This is a genomic window from Mucilaginibacter sp. P2_A5 (assembly GCF_056404995.1).
In genome coordinates, this window is record NZ_JBFUCY010000014.1 from 172,601 (window position 1) to 190,499 (window position 17,899).

The 17,899-nt window shown below is 43.8% G+C and carries 16 protein-coding genes; 5 read left to right on the top strand and 11 right to left on the bottom strand.

All coding sequences use genetic code 11. The features are described from left to right. Positions 1-89 precede the first annotated feature (89 nt). Positions 90-635 (top strand): peroxiredoxin, encoded by a 546-nt coding sequence (locus tag AC1DXF_RS14245; RefSeq protein WP_090470236.1) that lies wholly within the window; start codon positions 90-92, stop codon positions 633-635. A 473-nt stretch (positions 636-1,108) separates the two neighbouring features. Next, positions 1,109-1,693: a carboxymuconolactone decarboxylase family protein gene (locus AC1DXF_RS14250; protein ID WP_477449407.1), complete on the top strand. Its 585-nt coding sequence runs from the start codon at positions 1,109-1,111 to the stop codon at positions 1,691-1,693. Positions 1,694-1,960: 267 nt separating this feature from the next. Here the strand turns inward: AC1DXF_RS14250 and AC1DXF_RS14255 are convergent, their stop codons facing one another. The 4 genes from AC1DXF_RS14255 to AC1DXF_RS14270 are packed head-to-tail and all read right to left on the bottom strand — an operon-like array spanning position 1,961 to position 6,602. Further along, positions 1,961-3,511, bottom strand: a complete 1,551-nt coding sequence (locus AC1DXF_RS14255; protein WP_477449408.1) for a DHA2 family efflux MFS transporter permease subunit — start codon at positions 3,509-3,511, stop codon at positions 1,961-1,963. Between the two features lie 7 nt (positions 3,512-3,518). Next, complete coding sequence (locus tag AC1DXF_RS14260) at positions 3,519-4,577, bottom strand: HlyD family secretion protein (RefSeq protein WP_477449409.1); 1,059 nt, start codon at positions 4,575-4,577, stop codon at positions 3,519-3,521. Positions 4,578-4,597: 20 nt separating this feature from the next. After that, entirely contained in the window at positions 4,598-5,971 is a 1,374-nt protein-coding gene (locus AC1DXF_RS14265) for a TolC family protein (RefSeq protein ID WP_477449410.1), read from the bottom strand. Continuing rightward, a complete protein-coding gene (locus tag AC1DXF_RS14270) occupies positions 5,955-6,602 on the bottom strand; it encodes a TetR/AcrR family transcriptional regulator (RefSeq protein WP_477449411.1) in 648 nt (215 codons plus the stop codon). The genes AC1DXF_RS14265 and AC1DXF_RS14270 overlap by 17 nt, the downstream gene beginning before the upstream one ends. A 572-nt stretch (positions 6,603-7,174) precedes the next feature. On the opposite strand from AC1DXF_RS14270, the gene AC1DXF_RS14275 reads away from it, so the two are divergent. Further along, complete coding sequence (locus AC1DXF_RS14275; protein WP_477449412.1) at positions 7,175-7,396, top strand: hypothetical protein; 222 nt, start codon at positions 7,175-7,177, stop codon at positions 7,394-7,396. A gap of 10 nt (positions 7,397-7,406) precedes the next feature. On the opposite strand, the gene AC1DXF_RS14280 is transcribed toward AC1DXF_RS14275, so the two are convergent. Further along, positions 7,407-8,204, bottom strand: a complete 798-nt coding sequence (locus tag AC1DXF_RS14280) for an NIPSNAP family protein (RefSeq protein ID WP_477449413.1) — start codon at positions 8,202-8,204, stop codon at positions 7,407-7,409. A gap of 182 nt (positions 8,205-8,386) precedes the next feature. Here AC1DXF_RS14280 and dinB point away from each other — a divergent pair, with 182 nt between their 5' ends. Beyond that, positions 8,387-9,505 carry a DNA polymerase IV gene (gene dinB / locus AC1DXF_RS14285; RefSeq protein ID WP_477449414.1) on the top strand — a complete coding sequence of 373 codons (1,119 nt, stop codon included), beginning with the start codon at positions 8,387-8,389 and terminating at the stop codon, positions 9,503-9,505. Between the two features lie 46 nt (positions 9,506-9,551). On the opposite strand, the gene AC1DXF_RS14290 is transcribed toward dinB, so the two are convergent. The 3 genes from AC1DXF_RS14290 to AC1DXF_RS14300 all read right to left on the bottom strand — a co-directional run bounded on the left by AC1DXF_RS14290 (position 9,552) and on the right by AC1DXF_RS14300 (position 13,931). Beyond that, complete coding sequence (locus AC1DXF_RS14290) at positions 9,552-10,442, bottom strand: hypothetical protein (RefSeq protein WP_477449415.1); 891 nt, start codon at positions 10,440-10,442, stop codon at positions 9,552-9,554. Positions 10,443-10,497: 55 nt separating this feature from the next. After that, positions 10,498-11,715 (bottom strand): family 16 glycosylhydrolase, encoded by a 1,218-nt coding sequence (locus AC1DXF_RS14295; RefSeq protein WP_477449416.1) that lies wholly within the window; start codon positions 11,713-11,715, stop codon positions 10,498-10,500. Positions 11,716-12,056: 341 nt separating this feature from the next. Next, positions 12,057-13,931 (bottom strand): glycoside hydrolase family 30 beta sandwich domain-containing protein, encoded by a 1,875-nt coding sequence (locus tag AC1DXF_RS14300; protein WP_477449417.1) that lies wholly within the window; start codon positions 13,929-13,931, stop codon positions 12,057-12,059. A gap of 817 nt (positions 13,932-14,748) precedes the next feature. On the opposite strand from AC1DXF_RS14300, the gene AC1DXF_RS14305 reads away from it, so the two are divergent. Continuing rightward, entirely contained in the window at positions 14,749-15,252 is a 504-nt protein-coding gene (locus tag AC1DXF_RS14305; RefSeq protein ID WP_477449418.1) for a GtrA family protein, read from the top strand. Between the two features lie 26 nt (positions 15,253-15,278). Here AC1DXF_RS14305 and AC1DXF_RS14310 read toward each other — a convergent pair whose 3' ends face one another. From AC1DXF_RS14310 to AC1DXF_RS14320, 3 genes are read right to left on the bottom strand one after another with little or no spacing between them, the layout of a single operon-like run. Beyond that, positions 15,279-15,953 carry a carotenoid biosynthesis protein gene (locus AC1DXF_RS14310; RefSeq protein ID WP_477449419.1) on the bottom strand — a complete coding sequence of 225 codons (675 nt, stop codon included), beginning with the start codon at positions 15,951-15,953 and terminating at the stop codon, positions 15,279-15,281. Then, the gene (locus AC1DXF_RS14315; protein WP_477449420.1) at positions 15,932-17,020 is read right to left on the bottom strand and encodes a glycosyltransferase family 2 protein; all 1,089 of its coding nucleotides are present in this window, start codon (positions 17,018-17,020) and stop codon (positions 15,932-15,934) included. The genes AC1DXF_RS14310 and AC1DXF_RS14315 overlap by 22 nt, the downstream gene beginning before the upstream one ends. A 2-nt stretch (positions 17,021-17,022) precedes the next feature. Further along, positions 17,023-17,643 (bottom strand): lysophospholipid acyltransferase family protein, encoded by a 621-nt coding sequence (locus AC1DXF_RS14320; protein WP_477449421.1) that lies wholly within the window; start codon positions 17,641-17,643, stop codon positions 17,023-17,025. Between the last annotated feature and the right edge of the window lie 256 nt (positions 17,644-17,899).

Genomic DNA, 17,899 nt, shown 5'->3' on the forward strand with positions numbered 1-17,899 from the left:
TCAATAAAATCTATATAGTATAGATTTTTAGAATGGAAGGCTGACTTTTAAATCAGTATATTTGCATAAATAATAATAAAAAGACACTTATGTTAACGATAGGACAAAAATTCCCCCAGTTTTCTAAAACGGCCGTAGTTAGCCTTGAAAAAGGTAAAGAGTTTGAAACACTTACATCTGAGTACCTGGTGAATGATGATAACGTTTGGACAGTAATGTTCTGGTGGCCAAAAGATTTCACTTTTGTGTGCCCAACTGAAATTGCTGAGTTCAACAAAAACTATGGCGAGTTCCGCGACCGCGAAACCCGTTTAATTGGCGCTTCTACCGATTCGGAATTTGTACACGCTGCCTGGAGACGCGATCATGACGATTTGCGCGATTTGAAATTCCCGATGCTTGCCGACACTTCAAAATCATTGGCCGAAGATCTGGGCATTTTAGAGCCAACTGAAAAGATTGCTTACCGCGCTACTTTCATTATTGATCCTACCGGCATTATCCGTTGGGTATCTGTTAACGATTTAAGCGTAGGCCGTAACGTTAAAGAAGTTTTACGCGTACTGGATGGTTTACAAACCGACGAACTTTGCCCATGTAACTGGGAAAAAGGCCAGGAAACACTTACCGTTTAATTCCCCCTACAACATATTTCCCCGTACAGTTAATTATTGTGCGGGGATTTTTTATAGGCAAGGAATGAGCTGAGAGCAGAAGGCATAAAGCCGAAAGCTAAAATAGACCGTCAAAAACAGACCGTCATTGCGAGTAACCATCAGGATGATCCTGAAAAAAACGGGGATGACGTATTGGCTTTAGCGCCACACAACAACTATGTCATTGCGAGCGCAGCGTGGCAATCGCGAACTGTGCAAGTCCGCCATACAAAGTTCGCGATTGCTTCGTTCCTCGCAATGACATAATTAATAATACTAACAATCAGCAACTTAAAAACACGTCATTATAAGGTACGAAGCAATCCCCGACATGCTAAGTCCCACATTGTTCGGGATTGCTTCGTACCTCGCAATGACGACATGGATCAAATCAAATTCGCTTCAAAGCTTTAAGCCTTCGGCTTTCTGCTTTAAGCTCAAACAATAAAAAAATGAACGAAAGCACCGAAGTGATCCAGGAAATACTGGAAAGTATTGGATTAGATAAAGATTACCGAACAACCAGCCTAACCCTGTTAGAGAAAGGCGAATCGCGCTATTTACGCGATTTGAAGTTGAATTTTACCAGCACGCTTACATCGGCCCATTTAACGGCCAAAGAGTGCGCCCTATTGGGTTTAAGCATCGCGGTTAATAACAACAATACGCCGCTTACCGGCTACTTTACCAAATACGCCGAAGAACAGGAAGCTACTGCGGCCGAAATTGGCGAAGCTGTGGGCTGCGCCTCGTTGCTGGCCTCAAACAATGTATTTTACAGGTTCAGGCATTTTACACAAAAGGAAAAATACACCCAGATTCCGGCCCGTATCCGCATGCAGTTAATGATGAAGCCTGTTACCGGCAAAGAATTTTTTGAACTGATGAGCCTGGCTGTTTCGGCTGTAAATGGCTGCGAAATGTGTGTAAACGCGCACGAAGATTCGCTGATAAAATTAGCGACTACTGAGGAGCGCATTTTTGATGCCGTACGTATTGCATCGTTGGTTACCGCTACCGGCAAAGTTATTTTTTAACTGTCCACAATATTTTATCATAAAAAAAACATGAGATCTGATAATTTCATGTTTTTTTCATAAATAATACTTAATTACTTAATAAAATTTGTGTTTGTTAATTAAAAACTTCTAAATTTATGCCTAAGATTAAACAAACCTCAATTACACTTATTTTTTATTGAAAATCAATTGTATCTCGGGGCGAGTTATTAAATTTTAATTGTTAATTTTTTTTGGGGAAAGCCGTTCCAGGTAATAGTGGAACGGCTTTTATCGTTACAGATATTAATGCGCGTCTGCCGGCATTTTGGCATTTGATTTCCTGAATGGCTGCAGGTAAAGCAATGGGATTGAAAACAACATCACCAGGCCAGATATCCAGTAAGCATCGTCATAGGTTAGTAACAGCACCTGTTTGGTTAAAGCGCCCTCTATAGCGCCATAGGCCATACGGGTAGCATCAATTATCGAATGGCCTTTGGCCATAAAGCTATGCATCGAGTTATTAAGCCTATCAACCAATGCCGGGTTGGTTGCTGTAATATTTGTTAACAGGTTATTGCGATGCACACCCTGGCGTACGTGGATAATTGTAGTTAGCGTAGCAATACCAAATGAACCGCCTAACTGGCGCATCATATTGTTTAAGCCTGTTCCCTGTCCCACTTCGGGCCCTTTCAAATCGGCAATGGCCAGCGTTGTTAAGGGTACAAACAGTAAGGCCATACCTACTCCCCTGATCATCAGTGGCAAAAAGAAATTATGAGGCCCCATAGCCAGGGTAGAGTTGCTGAGCATAGTGGTAAACACAAAGAACAGGAACATACCGGCGGTAGCCATAAACTGGGCAGGTATGCCTTTATTGAGCATTTTACCAATAAAAGGCATCATTACAATGGTACACAACCCGCCGGGAAACAAGATCTCGCCGGTTTGCTGCGCATCGAACCCTAATAAATTCTGGCAAAATATCGGGAACACAAATACCGAGCCGTACAATCCAAAACCCAGGACGAACGAGGTAAACATACCTACCGCAAAACTGCGGTGCCGCAATATGGCAAAGTTAACAATCGGGTAATCGATGCTCATTTCGCGCCATATAAAAAGTATTAGGCCTAAAATAGCGCTTATGGTTAACACCGTTATATAAGGTGTGGCAAACCAATCTTCCGATTCGCCTTTTTCTAATATAGTTTGCAAACTGCCTACCGCCACCGCCAGCAAGGCAATGCCCCACCAGTCTATCGGTTTTCCCTTTGCCTCCTTTGGCGTTTCCCTTACGTAGGTATAGGCTAAAAAAGCGGCCATTGCACCCACGGGTATATTTACATAAAATATCCAGCGCCAGTTCATGTGCTCGGTAATGTAGCCGCCAATAGTTGGCCCTACGGTTGGACCTACTACCGCGCCTAAACCAAACAGGGCTGTAGCGGTGCCAATTTGTTCACGGGGCCAGGTTTCTATCAAAATAGCCTGCGATGTTGATATTAAACCACCACCTGCCAAGCCCTGCAGAATACGGAATAGTACAAGCTCATTAAGGCTGGTTGCATTACCGCATAAAAACGATGCTATGGTAAATACAATTATTGACGTAATGAAGTAGTTTTTCCGCCCGAATTTGCTACCCAGCCAGCCCGACATGGGCAGTATAATTACGTTTGCCACGGCATACCCGGTAACCACCCAGGCCACATCCTCGAGGGTTGCGCCAAGGTTACCCTGTATTTTGGGCAACGAAACGTTCACAATAGTGGTATCAATCAGCTCCAATAAAGAAGCTGTGATCACAGTTATTGTGATGATCCATTTTTTAAAGCCTGTTTCAGCCATTATATTATTATTTAATTACAGAAACACTTACACTCATACCTGGGCGTAATTTATCCATAGTTGCCTTTTCGGCGGTTATTTTAATTTTAACGGGTACGCGTTGTACAACTTTTACAAAGTTACCGGTTGCATTATCTGGCGGCAATAAGGAAAATTTAGCACCTGTAGCAGGCGAAAAGTTATAAATCACGCCCTCAACTTTTAAATCAGGATAAGCATCAACCTCAACTTCAACTTTTTGCCCGTTTTTCATATCTGTAAGCTGCGTTTCTTTGAAGTTGGCGGTTATAAATAAACTATTATCGTTTACGATGCTGAATAGTGTTTGCCCTGCCTGTACCAACTGGCCCAACTGTACGCTTTTTTTGGCGGCTAAACCGCTTGATGGCGCTTTTATAGTGGTGTAGCTTAACTGTAATTTGGCATAGTCTATATCAACCTGTTTCTGGGTTACGCCGGTGTTGGTAACCTTTAACTGGCTGCGGGTAGTGCCAACTTGCTCAACCGCCGCTTTGTATTGATCTTGTGATGCCCTAAGGTTTGCCTTTGCTACATCAAGATCGGCTTTGGCCTGGTCAAATTGTTGCTGGGTTACCGATCCATCTTTTATAAGGTTTGCATAACGGGCGTAATCTTTCTGCACTTTATCTAAGCGGGCTGCATTTGATTCAACCTGCGCCCTTGCGCTTGATGAATTTGCCTGCGTAGCATAAATCTGCGATTGGTTAACATTAATGCCGGCGCTTGCCCCAACCTGTGCTGCCTGTGCCTGCTCTAATTTTATTTTGTAATCGTGGTCGTCAATTTTAACTAAAGTTTGGCCAGCTGTAACGTGGCTGTTTTCTTCAAAATAAATAGAATCAACGTATCCGCCTACGCGGGCAACTACGGGGCTTATATCGCCATCAATCTGGGCATCATCTGTATCAATGTGCTTGCCGTAGTATAAGTATTCTTTGATACCGAAAATGATACCACCAACAAGCAATATGCCTAATATAATAGGGATAACCTTATTTGGTTTCTTTTTTGGTTCCTGTTCCTGAGTTTCTTGTGCCTGTGCCATCTTATTATCTGGTTTAAGTATTATTTGTTGTTGATTTTTCCTGTTGATTTTAGTAAAGTGTAGTAAGCCAGCCCTGCATCGGCTTTAGCCAGCTCCAGGTTTATCTGCGCCTGGTAAAGCAGTGTTTCGGCGTCGGCCCTATCGGTAGCTGATGCTATATTGCTTTTGTATTTCGATTCGAGGATCTTATTGTTTTCACCCGCCTGTTCAATTGAGGTTTGTAAAAGCTTAATCTTATCCAGGGCCATTGTCCAGTTCTGGTAGTTTTGGTTTACTTCGTTTTTAATGCGGTCAACCGTAATGCTTTTGTTTATGGTTACCTGTTCGCGCTGAATTTTAGCTTCGGTAACCTTGTTTTTATTTGTCCACAAGTTGCCAAAGTTCCAGGAAAGGGTTAAGCCAACTGATATTGGTGTAATAAACTGCCCGCTTTTAGGAATCGGGTTCGAGTTTACGTCCACATAATACGCGCTTCCTGATGCCGCTAATGTTGGCAATGTGTTGGCCTTTATATTTTTGATGCTGGTTTCGGCAACTTTACCATGTAAATCTGCCTGTTGCAATTCAACACGGCTTGCGTAGGCTGTATCAAGGTAATTGCTTAAAGGGGCAACTGGTCTGTCAACCTCGGTTATCTGATCTATATTAAGTTGGGTGCCTTCGGGCAGGCCTAACAAGACATCCAGGTTGTAATTGATGATCCGGCGATTGGTTTCCAGGTCGATGCCGTTCAGTTCAACATTTGAACGTTGTAACTGGAAACGTAACACATCATTTTTGGTAACCAAACCCTGCTCAAAAAACCTTTGCGATTGCTTGATCTGCGCATCAATAGTAGTTAAATTTTGCGCTACTACTTTTTTGCTTTGCAATACCTTATACAGATTATAGTATGAGTTGATGATATCGTAGGTAATCTGGTCTTTATCATTAACCACATCCAAACGGGCAACCTGGGTAAGCAAATCTGTCGATTCGCGGGCATATTTGTATTTACCACCGGCATAAAGCACTTCGCTTAACGATAGTATGCCTAAGTAAGCATCGGCCCTGGCAGGTAAATTAAAGCTGCTTTCGCCAAGCGAAAGCTTATTGGCAGGTATTTCGGCATGGTTGTAACCGTAACTTACTTTACCGGTTGGCAAAGCCTGGTCTTTAGTCTGGTTGTATTGCGATACAGCCTGGTCAATTTTAGCTTGTGATAGCTTAAGCACCTTGCTGTTATCAAGGCCCAGCTTAATGGCCTCATCTAAAGTGATGGTGCGGTCCTGGGCAGTTGCCGTTCCTGCAAACAGCAAACCTGATACCGCGAAGGCGGTACCATACCTCCAAAACGCGCTAACTGTGTTTTTCAACAGTTTAAGGTAGTCGGTTTTATTATTTTGAGTTGTCATGTTCATTTACTAAATAAGCTTTTAAAAGTCTTTTCATATATGCTTTAATCCTGGGCTTCAGCTCTTCTTCCATAAATTTTTCATCGCGAACATCATGGCCTAATATCAGGGATGATAATTGCGGCATATTGATTACATAATTTTTGGTGCCGAATATGGTTGCTATCACCATCGGAACATCAATGTCCTTATAAAAGCTGCCATTATTAACGCCCTCTTCAATTATCTTCCTGATCTCGACAACATTTACCATTAATATTTCGATGATCTTATCGGTAAGGCTCCAGCGTTTGTTCATTGATATTTCGCGGCTGATGAGCTTTTGGAAGCAGTTATTCACAATAATGCGTTCTACATAATTGTCAATACATTTATCAAGCTTGCACCAGGCGGTCATGCTGTCGTCATTACCTATATTTTGAAGCAGTGTGCGGAACGACGAGATCTTACGCTCAAAAATTGCCAGGAAAAGGCCTTCTTTTGAACCGAAATAGTAATTGAGCATAGCCATATTAACACCGGCCTCGCCCGAAATTGTCCGGGTAGAAGCACCATCAAATCCATAGTCGGCAAATACGCGTTCGGCGACGTCAAGGATGTGGTCTTTTTTGTCTATTTTATCTTTGTCCATTGTTTTAACGGCACAAAATTAATCAAACGATTGATTAGTCAAAGAGGGGCGGGGCTAAATTGTTAATCGATTGATTAATGATTACTATTGAATGACAAAATTGTTTTCAGCCAGTTAATTTTTTTTAAACTGGTAGTTATAACTTCAAACTGTTGTTTGTTTAGCAATCCCGCAATAAACAAATGCCCGGAAGGGTAGCAATCGTGTTTAAAAAATAATGTAAAAAGGTAGCCCCTACGGGGCAAAAGATACATTTGAACTTTGTTCTACAAACAGGTAGCCTCTACGAGGCATAATGTCAAAACACTGTAGACACATAGCAAGATTATCTAAAAAACGGTAGACTTTTTTAGGACGATACACAACCTTGTACGTCATGATGCCTCGTCGTGTCTACTCATTTGTATAAAAAAAAGGCGATTGCCTCGTAGAGGCAACCTGTTTGTAGCAATTTATCTAAAATTCTTTTATGCCCCGTAGCGGGCTACCTATTTCAGCGTTAAAGCCACTACATGGTAAAAAGTTTAATGCGATTATCTGTTGGAGGGGGATTTAAAAACAAATCTTAAATTATGAGTATATTACTCAATCACAAAATCACCTTCAGCCGCCATACATCAAACAATTTCATGAGCAGCATAAACAAACTCGATTTGCAATGGATCCCGTCGGCCTATGAAACAGGCAACCTTGTTGGGCCGGTTAAAGCAAATGCCGATATCAAACAATCGGCATTGCCGCTGAAGCCGTTGGTAAGGCGTAAAAACTCAAAGAAAGAAATAACACACAAATAATTATTAGCGTTTATATCTGCGAATAAGCCGTAGGTGCCAGCATAGTTGATGTTATTTTGCTGACAAGCAGCGCATCTGCATATTCGGGCACGCTGCTTATCTTTTTCCATTGCGGGTCGCTGACAAAGGCTTTCCAATGGGCATCTTTAGCGTCCAGGTCATCAAAGGTGATCATGTAGGTAAGGTTGGGCCTCAGGGGGCCAATCACAGTTTCGCCCCAGAAAACCGGGTTAAAACCAAGGCGTTTAAAAATATCTATTTCGCCCTGGCCGGTAAACATTTCTATCTTCTTTTTACCGGCGGCTTCGCTTGCGCTCTGATATTGGCGTAATTCAAAAATGCGCGGTTTCTTTTCGGGCGCTGCAGTGAGGGCTGTATCGGGAAATGCTTTTAAAAGGGAACTTTCTATACGTTCATAAGCAGGCGAGGTAGCCGGGGCATTAAGGTAAGCTGCAGCTTTGGCGATATAGTCTTTATCGCCGTTAACCAGCTTTTGAATCCTGTCAATTTGAGACGGGGAAACATAGGGAATAAGTACAAATACCCTGGTTTGCCCTTCGGGCTTTAGCTCAGTAAATACGCCAGCCCGTTTGATGGTATGATGGTTTAACGCCGGTATTAAAGCATGTTGCAAATAATCTTCCACCAGGTTTTGCTGGTTTGCGTCTTTTAAGCTATAAACCCTTAGTTCATAATATTCTTCTATCGGCACTTCGGTATGCATGGTATCAGCGTTGCTTACAGCGGGTAAAACGGTTGCGGTTACAACACCCATTATGGTTGATTTTACAAAAGAGCGTCTTTTCATGAAGGTATAATTGAAAGTTTAAAGATAGTATTATTCCTCCGTCTTCAACGCTATAAACTATCTGTGTTATAAATTTGAGCAGTCGGCCTATGGCCAATAAGAGGCAGCAACAAGGCCAGTAAAAACTACTATTTACTATATTTACAGTGGTATACTTCTGTATAACGGCCACCAAATTATCCATGCAAAACCAACCCACACAAATCATCCGCAAAATTATCCATATTGATATGGATGCATTTTACGCGTCGGTTGAGCAGCGGGACTTTCCTGAATATCGTGGCAAGCCACTGGTAGTTGGCGGTTTACCTCAGGGCCGGGGTGGGGTAGTGGCTACGGCAAGTTACGAGGCGCGTAAGTTTGGGGTGCGCTCGGCAATGTCGTCCAAACGGGCATTACAGCTTTGCCCGGATGCCCTGTTTGTGCGGCCGCGGTTTGCCGCATATAAAGAGGTATCGCAGCATATCAGGGAGATCTTCAGCCGGTATACCGACCTGATAGAACCCTTATCGTTAGACGAGGCCTACCTTGACGTTACCAACGATAAACTCAACATCGGCTCGGCAATTGATATTGCCAAACAGATAAAACAAGCAATAAAAGACGAACTTAACCTCACGGCGTCCGCCGGCGTATCTATCAATAAATTTGTAGCCAAGATCGCTTCGGACATTAATAAGCCCGACGGATTGAAGTTTATCGGCCCATCAAGTATTGAAAACTTTATGGAGCAATTGCCGGTAGAAAAGTTTTTTGGTGTAGGCAAGGTTACCGCGCAAAAAATGAAGCAGATGGGCCTGCATACCGGAGCCGACCTTAAAAAACTTAGCGAGGAGGAAATGACCCGGCATTTTGGCAAACCCGGCCGCTTTTACTACCAGATAGTGCGCGGTATTGATAACCGGGAAGTACAGCCCCACCGCGAAACCAAATCATTAGGTGCCGAAGACACTTTCGCTTATGACCTTACCACCTTGCCCGAAATGGAAGCCGAACTGGATAAAATTGCACAGGTGGTTCATGACCGTTTGCTTAAATATGAATTAAAAGGCCGCACGCTCACCCTCAAAGTAAAATACAGCGATTTTAAACAGATCACCAGAAACCAATCATTCTCCACTGCCTTCAATGATTTGGAAACCATCAGCAATACAGCAAAACAACTGATGGCGGCCACCAATCCCGAGGATACCCGCATCCGGTTGCTAGGGATTTCGCTATCCAACTTTGGTGATATTGTGCCGAAACAAAAAGGAGAAAAAGAGGCTGGGCCAGGCGATCAGCTGGCGCTGCCACTGTAATTACACCTTACCTACGCCTCACCGTAGAAATACCCATTATGCACCTTTACCACCCCAAACTTACACCTCCCGATAACCCGAGACCAACCCGCGATACACCATTCAATTGAGTTTTGTCAATTTGGCCATTATTGAGGTAAAGCAAGTCGGTGCCGTTGCCGGTTTGCCAGGTAAAATAGCCGCCGCCAATTTGGATGGCAACGTGTTTGGTAATATCATAACTCCATTTAGCGCCGGTTTCGATGCCATAACCATTGGCATGATGACGATAACTTACCGGGTGCTGAAAACTGGTGATCAAATTCCAGTTGCCATTGCTGTTGTAGCTTACCTGGTGATAGGTAACATCAGCCTTGAATTTTAATTTTGGAACGATCGTTACAAATGAAATGATTTTTAAAAACCCGCCTTTCCATTGGGGAGCATAAGAGCTGTTCAAATTCGGGAACATACCACCGCGATCAAGCAAGCGGAGAGCTTCCTTACTCTCGCTATAACCAATATAAGGTACCATGCTAAAACGATATTTATTAAAAATAATGTACCCAACACCAAGGTCCCATAAACTGGTACTGCCTTTATTGGCGTTGAAAGTTTGGTTGTAAGTATTATTGCTGCGGTTATCGGCACCGTAATCGCTGTCGTTCACTGTGCCGGATGATATGAACTGCCGGGAGTAATCGCCATAAACAACAAAACGTTTCCAGAGGTTGTAGCTGACGGATGCGGCTGCATTTTGGCCGCCAACCTTCATCCATTTAAGTTCTGAAAGCACGTTGGGGTTTTGACCGCTGATATTGCCCGATATAGACCAGCGAAAGTTTTCCTGTAAGTAACCCGTACCAACATCAACCTGAAGTTTTTTTTCAACCTGCTGCGCATGAACAAGGCAGGCACTAATCATCAGTATAAAATAAAAGCTTGTGAACTTGTTCATCAGGTAAAAAATTAGCCAGCCCTTATGGTTAAAGGCTGGCTAATATAAATGTTAACTATTGATTTATGCCAAACGCTTCCCATCCCGCTGCTGTTGCCCGGGTACAGGTCATGGCCTGTGTGCCATTTTCGCTCGAAATAAATTTACCGTTATTGCCTCTCAGAGTAACCTTCCCGTCCGAAGTAGTTATCCAGTCGAATTTTTCCCAGTCGCCAATGGTGGTGCGGTTACAGGTAATGGCCTGGGTGCCGTTTTCGCTCGATACATATTTACCCATGCTTTGCAGGGCCACTTTGCCACCGCCGGCATCTACAACAGTAAAGGTTTCCCAGGCCTGTGCGGTTGCACGGTTGCACCACATAGCTTGCGTGCCATTTTCGCCGCTTACGTACTGGTTGTTAAAACCTTTTAAGGTAATGTTTGAACCAATTGGCGGCGATGTGCTGCTGCCCGAAAGGGTGTACACCCGCACATAATCAACCACCATGTTACATGGCAAAGCGCCATCGTTGATGGTATTGCCGGGCAGATCGCCGCCTATAGCCAGATTAAGGATGATGAAGAAGGGATTGTGGAAAGCGCCGGTGTTGTTAATGTTGCCGGCTATATTCCCGGTTACATACAGCGTATTATCAACATACCACTTGATAGAATTGGTGTCCCATTCCACCGCGTAGGTATGGAAACCTGTTGGCGTAGTTGTGGTACTGCCGCCATACTGGCTGTGCCCATTATTATACCAGTGCATGGTGCCCAATATGGTATTGGAGGTGTTTACCTGTTCCATAATGTCAATTTCGCCGCATTGAGGCCATCCTACCGTGCCTATATTAGCACCCAGCATCCAAAATGCCGGCCAGGTGCCTTGTACCGCGGGTAGTTTAATGCTGGCTTCAATACGCCCATAAGTAGGCTGAAACTTACCTGCAGTTGTTAACTTGGCGGAGGTGTAAGGCTGGCCCCCAACAGTTTGCTTACGCGCGGTTATAGTTAAATACCCGCCCGACACCGTGGCATTGGCCGATTGATAATATTCCTTCTCGTTGTTAACATTCGGGTTACCATTGTCAATGTTCCAGTTGGCGGTGTTTACGCTGGTGCCGTTAAATTCATCGCTCCATACAAGGGTTGCCGCCCTGGGCGTGGTGGTTTGGTTGGCTTCGGCAGCGGCTGCAGATGTTTGCCTGTTGGTATCCTTTTTACAGGAGATGGCTAAAGCAGCCAGGGCTACTACCGTGAAAGCGCCCTTTTTTAAGTTTAGAATTGATTTCATAAGATTGGTATTTTTGTTATAGTTGATTGATTGCGTATTGGTGAGAAATAAATTGAGATATTAATCCTGTCATGCTGAGGAACGAAGCATCTATTCGCGAACTTTTCTACAGGTTATGCAAAGCTGGCAGATCCTTCGTATCTACCTATGACATATCAATTTTCCTGTCATTCTGAGGTACGAAGAATCTATTCTACGCCTTGCATGGCGGCCGGAAAAGTTCGCCAATAGATCCTTCGTACCTCAGGATGACAGTCTTTTATTTTGTATGTCATTTCCCTTTCAGAACTTCGCGAATTTCACCACTCAGGGTGACAATCATTTTTTTTAACGATTTGATTTTACTGGTTCACCCCAAAAGCTTCCCAGCCGGATATGGTGGCCCGGTTACAGGTCATGGGTTGTGTGCCGTTTTCGCTGGATACATACTTGCTGTTATTGCCCTTGAGCGATATTTTGCCATCGGCGTTAACTACCCAGTCAAATTTTTCCCAATCGCCGATAGTAGTGCGGTTACAGGTAATAGCTTGCGTACCGTTTTCGCTGGATACATACTTGCCCATGCCTTTCAGCGCTATTTTACCGGCGCCGGCATCAACCACGGTAAATTGCTCCCATGCCGATGCGGTTGGGCGGTTACAGTTCATGGCGGTGGTGCCGTTCTCGCTGCTTACATATTGATTGTTAATGCCTTTCAGGGTAATAACGGAGCCTATTGGCGCGCCGGATGAACCGTTTGACTGTGTGCCGCTCCACTTAAAGGTTGCCACGGCGCCTGCGGCTAGCGAATAGGTAAATGACTCGGCACCCCATTTCACCTTGAAGCTTACCGCCGATGAGCCGTTGTTAAGGGCGATAAGCACCTTGCTGCCATCAGAGTTTTTAAAGGCTACATTCTGGATACTGCCCGAAAGGTTGGACGAAATGCGCACAGCTCCCGGTCGTACAAAACGGGCGGCGTGGCCAATAATATAATAACCAACATTGCGGGTAATGGATGTTCCGCTAACGGTGATACCACCAAGGCAGGTACTGCAGCCACCGGCAGTATGCGGGTTGTTGTTGGGGTCGGCAGCCAGGTTCCATTCCAATACGTTGCGGCTCCAGTTGCGCGTAGCGCCAATAATGAGGGTATTTATGTGCCATGACAAATCGCCGCCAAAATTGCTTGGAGCGCCAACCCATTGCTCCGTGAAGTACACGTTTTTGTTAGGGTAGGCATTATGCACGGTTGTTAAGGCACTGATATCGCCCGCATACAGGTGAAAAGCCGATCCATCAACATAGGGGTTTGCGCCGGCATCGCCTAAAACCGTGGTGGCATAGCTGGGTACATCGGCATTATGGTCATAAGCGATGATCTTGGTAGCAAAACCGGCGGCCCTTATCTGCGGACCAAGATTGTTTTTGATAAAATTAGCCTGCTCTGTTGCCTGCATTACCATACTTGGGTTATTGTATGGGTTAAGCGGTTCGTTTTGCGGTGTAATGGCATCAATGGTGATGCCCTGCGCCTGCATGGCCTGCAGGTATTTTACAAAATAACGGGCGTACGCATCATAGTATGCGGTATTTAAGCTCCCGCCGGTATAGCCGTTATTACCCGTGGTGTTCACCTTCATCCAGGTGGGGGCCGTCCATGGGGTAGCTATAATTTTGATGGATGGATTTATGGCGATGATCTTTTTCAGGATGGGCAGCATATCCTGGTTTTCCTGGCTGATGCTGAAATTGTTCATGTTTACATCGCCGGCCACCTGGTTGTAAGTAAAATCACTCGAACTTAAGTCGGATGCGCCGATACTGATCCGCAGATAACTGATGCCGATTTGCCCGTTGGCCGTACCAAAAAGCTCACTTAAAACTGCTGCCTGGTTGCCGCCCAGGCCGTTCAATAAACCGGCGCTGCCGCCGGTTAGGGTAAAGCCAAAGCCATCAATGCCCTGGTAGGTGGTGTTTTCGTCGACAGTTACGGTGGTGGCGTTGGTGCCGGCGTCGGCAGCGAAATTGAAACTGGCTTGTGCCTGTAACAGTTTTGATTGATCGCTTGTGGTTACCCAGGCATTTACCACCTCATTGGCAGCGCGGGCTACCGTTTCGTTAGTTGGCAGTGCTTTGGCTTCGCCTGTGTTGGCATCCTTTTTACAGGAAAACAACAAGGCCGCGGGTAGCAGGGTGAGGGCTGCAAGCCGCTTTAAATTGTAGTTGATGTTCATAAAATTTATTATTTGGTTTAATTGATTGCACAAGAAATCCATGGCAAAAAGCCTGTTGGGTATTGCTAAATCGCTTTATTGGTTTAACTAATGTTTAAAACACCATCAAGTTACCACCGGCAAAACGGCATCGTTCAAAATAGTTTTCCAGGAATACAGGCTTATGTATGGTTTATTATTATAAGTCAAATTTAGGTGATTTAAAATGGAATTAACAAATAAAATTTACATAAATAGCTGATATATAGTATATTGTGAATATTTTGATACGCTTGTATCACATAGGTAATAAATTGAAAATGCACGTTTAAACGTTGGGTTGAGGGATTTTGAAAACGTTAAAAATATTTGTGATACGCTTCTGTCGCAGTTAATTTTAACGAAAACACAACGGGGTAATGCCTTGGTTTGATGGATGAGTTATGAGTGGGAGAGGGGTTTAAAGCAAATACGCTGAAACGCGAAGATATTTAATCTGCCTGCCGCTTGTTAAGACAAGCCGGCTACATAGGGAAATCGCGTTTAGACTTTTTTACCTCATGTAATAGTATTTTAAACGCCGAGATGGGTAACCCCTGCGGGGCATAAAAGAAATTTAGATAAATATAGCTACAAACAGGTAGCCTCTACGAGGCATCGTAGACAAGACAAATAAAGACGCTTGCCTCGTAGAGGCTACCTGTTTGTAGAAAAATGTCAAATTTTTTTTATGCCCCGCAGGGGTTACCTTTCTACATCAAGTTTTTAAAAGCGATTGCCTTGCCGGCTGCATAGTTCACCCTACTTTATTTTAATTATTTTACCTTTGCCATTATCTATGAGAAAGGTACACGATTTTATAAGGCGGACTATTTTTAACATTATTGATCTGTTTTACATGCCTTTTAAAAAATGGATGCCCTTGCACACCTTCCGGTACGCGGCATGTGGCGGGGGCAATGTGGTGTTTGATATTACGCTGTTTTCATTTTGCTACAATTTCATTTTTAAAAAGGAAAACCTGCATATCGGGGCATATACTTTAAGCCCGCACATTGCTTCGCTGGCTTTATCTTTCAGCATATCTTTTTGTACGGGGTTTTACCTGAACAGGTATATCGTTTTTAAAGAATCGGGCCTGAGCAAAAGGGGGCAGCTTTCGCGGTTTATTATGGTGAATGCTATCTGTATCCTGCTGAATGTAATTTTCCTGAAGGTACTTGTTGATTGGCTGGGCATTTATCCAACACCATCAAAAATTATAGCCACCGTATTTATAGCCTGTTTCAGCTATTTCAGTCAGACACATTTTTTCTTCAAGGCTAAAAAGACCGCTGCCTGATAGCGGTAAATTTTAAATATCCCCCATCAATTTACCAGGCCTAAAACCATAAAAAACACAAATTCCATTACCAGTAAAACGGGGGCCGCTTTACTTTGGGGAGGGAATTTAAATTTCTCGAATATAAAAAGCATCAACCCGCTCAGAACAAACCATGACAGGTAATTTTTTATGGGGATGGTGCCGCTTGTCCAATGCCAGTAATCAAAATGGATAGCGATAGGTTCGATCAGCACATCAAGCGAAACCAGCAGCAATGCGCCGGTTAAAATGCGGGCGTAAATATTTTTGACCCGGCTGCGCTGCATGAGCACGCCGGTAGCATAAACAAGCAAAAACCAGTTTACGCCAATCATCGGCGGCACGTTAAATAACTTAATGCCCAGCGTGTCGCCATAGGTGTAGCTGCCAAATAACCAGCTGGTGTGTACGCCAATCAGCTCGGCACCAAAACCCACTATAAACAGGAGCAATGCAAACAACCCGAACTTAGCATCAGGGCGGTTATGGCTCCAGATGATAACGCCCATCATGAGCAATAAATGCCAGGGTACAAGATCCAGAAATTTAGTATCGAACCCCGATAAGTTAAACCCTATGATGCCTACCGCATGAAAAAGTATAATAATAATTATGGCAATGCGCTCTGTTTTTACGCTGCCGGTTGATAATTGCGTGTTCAAATCTTCCGCCCCTTCCATACGGTGGTTTTGGTAAGATATTTTTGAATGGATATAAAAGCGATGAACATCATGTTAAGCATTTGCAGCGGATGCAATAATACATTATATAAAGCATTTTGTCCTGATTCCAGCGAGATCATAATGCGGGTAAGGATGATGAGCCCGCACATAAACAGTATGAGCGGCAGGTTCAGCGTCATGAATAGCATCAACGGAAAAAAAATAACCAGCAGCAGGTACATTAAAAAGCCCAGGATGCTATAGTTAAATGCCGCCAAAAAATTTTTGCTAAAGCCCGCCAGGGCCTCGTTATAGCTTTTATACATTCGGCAACTGATCATGCCGTTGGCCAGCAGGGCCTCGCCGTTATACGCTTTGGTTTTTATCAGCCTCATAATCTCTACATCCTCTACTACTTTGTCTTTAACCGCTTTATGCCATTGCTGCTGGTGGTAAATAGCGGCATCAAACAGCATGAACTGCCCGCTGGCGGCCGCTACAGAAGGGTTTTTTACCAGCGATATCAACCGCACCGGTAACAGGTTCAGCAAAATAAAATGCATCAGCGGTACTACAAGTCTCTCGCCGGTAGTTTGCATTTCCTGGTTGGCAAACAGGCTTAGCAGGCCCAGTTTGCCCGTATGCATGCGGTGTACGGCACTATTAATTAAACCGGGCTGCACACGCTCATCGGCATCCAAAAAAAGCAGGTAGTCGCCATTGGCCTGTAAGGCAAGCTGGTGGCAGGCAAAATTTTTACCTATCCATCCGGCAGGGAGCTCGTCGCCTTTAATAACCTTAAATTGAGGGTGTGTCTTTGCAAATTTTGCACACACCGTGTAGGTATCATCGGTTGAGCCATCATCAAGCACCAGTACTTCGTAATGTTGGTAATCCTGCTGATGGATGGATTGCAGCAGGGTTAGTATATTGCCCGCCTCGTTCCGGGCGGGGATGAGGATGGATACTTTATCGGTATAGTGTTTAGCTACCCGCCGCAACTTAGGGTCGGATATAAAGTTGAACAGCGTAACTGTAAAGCGCAGGATGATAAAAAAAAGGGTGATTAATATAATTACTGTCACTTTTATATATCAAATTCGGTTTGAAGCAGTTTTGAGCTGCTGTAATGTTGCTGATAAGCTTCTTTTAACGCTGTTATAGTAGTATAGTTATTGTTATCGCTTTTTAAGTAAACGGTAGCAGTGCTCTTTTTGTGTTTAAAGTACTGAATAAATGTTGAAGCAAATATCAACTGGTATTTGCCATGCGCTTTTTTCATGATCCGGAATACGCCTTTGTCAAAACGTACATCCTCCACATAATTTGAAAACAACTTCCCCTGCGGAAAAATAAGCACCAGGTTCTGCGGATCATCCAACAGCCGGGCAGCATAATCAAGCGATTCGATGATGTCCCTTGATTTTTTATTGATTGAAAAAGCACCCGCAAATTTAAGGTAATGCAGCATATGCACCGTTTTTTCCTCTACCATTACGTGGTATTGCTTTTTTAATAGCTTTTGGGTTACGCAATACAATATCAGCCCGTCCCAAAAACTAAAATGATTGGCTATCAGCAGCACCGATTTGTTTTTATCAACCCCGACATCATTAAACAACACCTCATGAAACTGCCGCGCTACTATCCACTTTACATAGTAATGGATAACACGGTTTATAAAAATGTTCTTTTTATTGTAAATCACTTTGGTGAGTTGTGAGTAGTGAGTAGTGAGTAGTGAGTTTTGAGTTGTGAGTTTTGAGTAGTGAGTTTTGAGTTGTGAGTTGTGAGTTGTGAGTAGTGAGTAGTGAGTTGTGAGTTGTGAGTTGTGAGTTGTGAGTTGTGAGTTGTGAGTTGTGAGTTGTGAGTTGTGAGTTGTGAGTTGTGAGTTGTGAGTTGTGAGTTGTGAGTTGTGAGTTGTGAGTTGTGAGTTGTGAGTTGTGAGTTGTGAGTTGTGAGTT

What these genes read in the sequence shown, in the direction of transcription:
- AC1DXF_RS14305 (WP_477449418.1), top strand. Translation starts at nt 14,749, where the DNA reads ATGAGAAAGGTACACGATTTTATAAGGCGGACTATTTTTAACATTATT.
- AC1DXF_RS14260 (WP_477449409.1), bottom strand. Translation starts at nt 4,577, where the DNA reads ATGGCACAGGCACAAGAAACTCAGGAACAGGAACCAAAAAAGAAACCA.
- AC1DXF_RS14280 (WP_477449413.1), bottom strand. Translation starts at nt 8,204, where the DNA reads ATGAAAAGACGCTCTTTTGTAAAATCAACCATAATGGGTGTTGTAACC.
- AC1DXF_RS14245 (WP_090470236.1), top strand. Translation starts at nt 90, where the DNA reads ATGTTAACGATAGGACAAAAATTCCCCCAGTTTTCTAAAACGGCCGTA.
- AC1DXF_RS14275 (WP_477449412.1), top strand. Translation starts at nt 7,175, where the DNA reads ATGAGTATATTACTCAATCACAAAATCACCTTCAGCCGCCATACATCA.
- AC1DXF_RS14290 (WP_477449415.1), bottom strand. Translation starts at nt 10,442, where the DNA reads ATGAACAAGTTCACAAGCTTTTATTTTATACTGATGATTAGTGCCTGC.
- AC1DXF_RS14310 (WP_477449419.1), bottom strand. Translation starts at nt 15,953, where the DNA reads ATGGAAGGGGCGGAAGATTTGAACACGCAATTATCAACCGGCAGCGTA.
- AC1DXF_RS14265 (WP_477449410.1), bottom strand. Translation starts at nt 5,971, where the DNA reads ATGACAACTCAAAATAATAAAACCGACTACCTTAAACTGTTGAAAAAC.
- AC1DXF_RS14270 (WP_477449411.1), bottom strand. Translation starts at nt 6,602, where the DNA reads ATGGACAAAGATAAAATAGACAAAAAAGACCACATCCTTGACGTCGCC.
- dinB (WP_477449414.1), top strand. Translation starts at nt 8,387, where the DNA reads ATGCAAAACCAACCCACACAAATCATCCGCAAAATTATCCATATTGAT.
- AC1DXF_RS14255 (WP_477449408.1), bottom strand. Translation starts at nt 3,511, where the DNA reads ATGGCTGAAACAGGCTTTAAAAAATGGATCATCACAATAACTGTGATC.
- AC1DXF_RS14300 (WP_477449417.1), bottom strand. Translation starts at nt 13,931, where the DNA reads ATGAACATCAACTACAATTTAAAGCGGCTTGCAGCCCTCACCCTGCTA.
- AC1DXF_RS14250 (WP_477449407.1), top strand. Translation starts at nt 1,109, where the DNA reads ATGAACGAAAGCACCGAAGTGATCCAGGAAATACTGGAAAGTATTGGA.
- AC1DXF_RS14295 (WP_477449416.1), bottom strand. Translation starts at nt 11,715, where the DNA reads ATGAAATCAATTCTAAACTTAAAAAAGGGCGCTTTCACGGTAGTAGCC.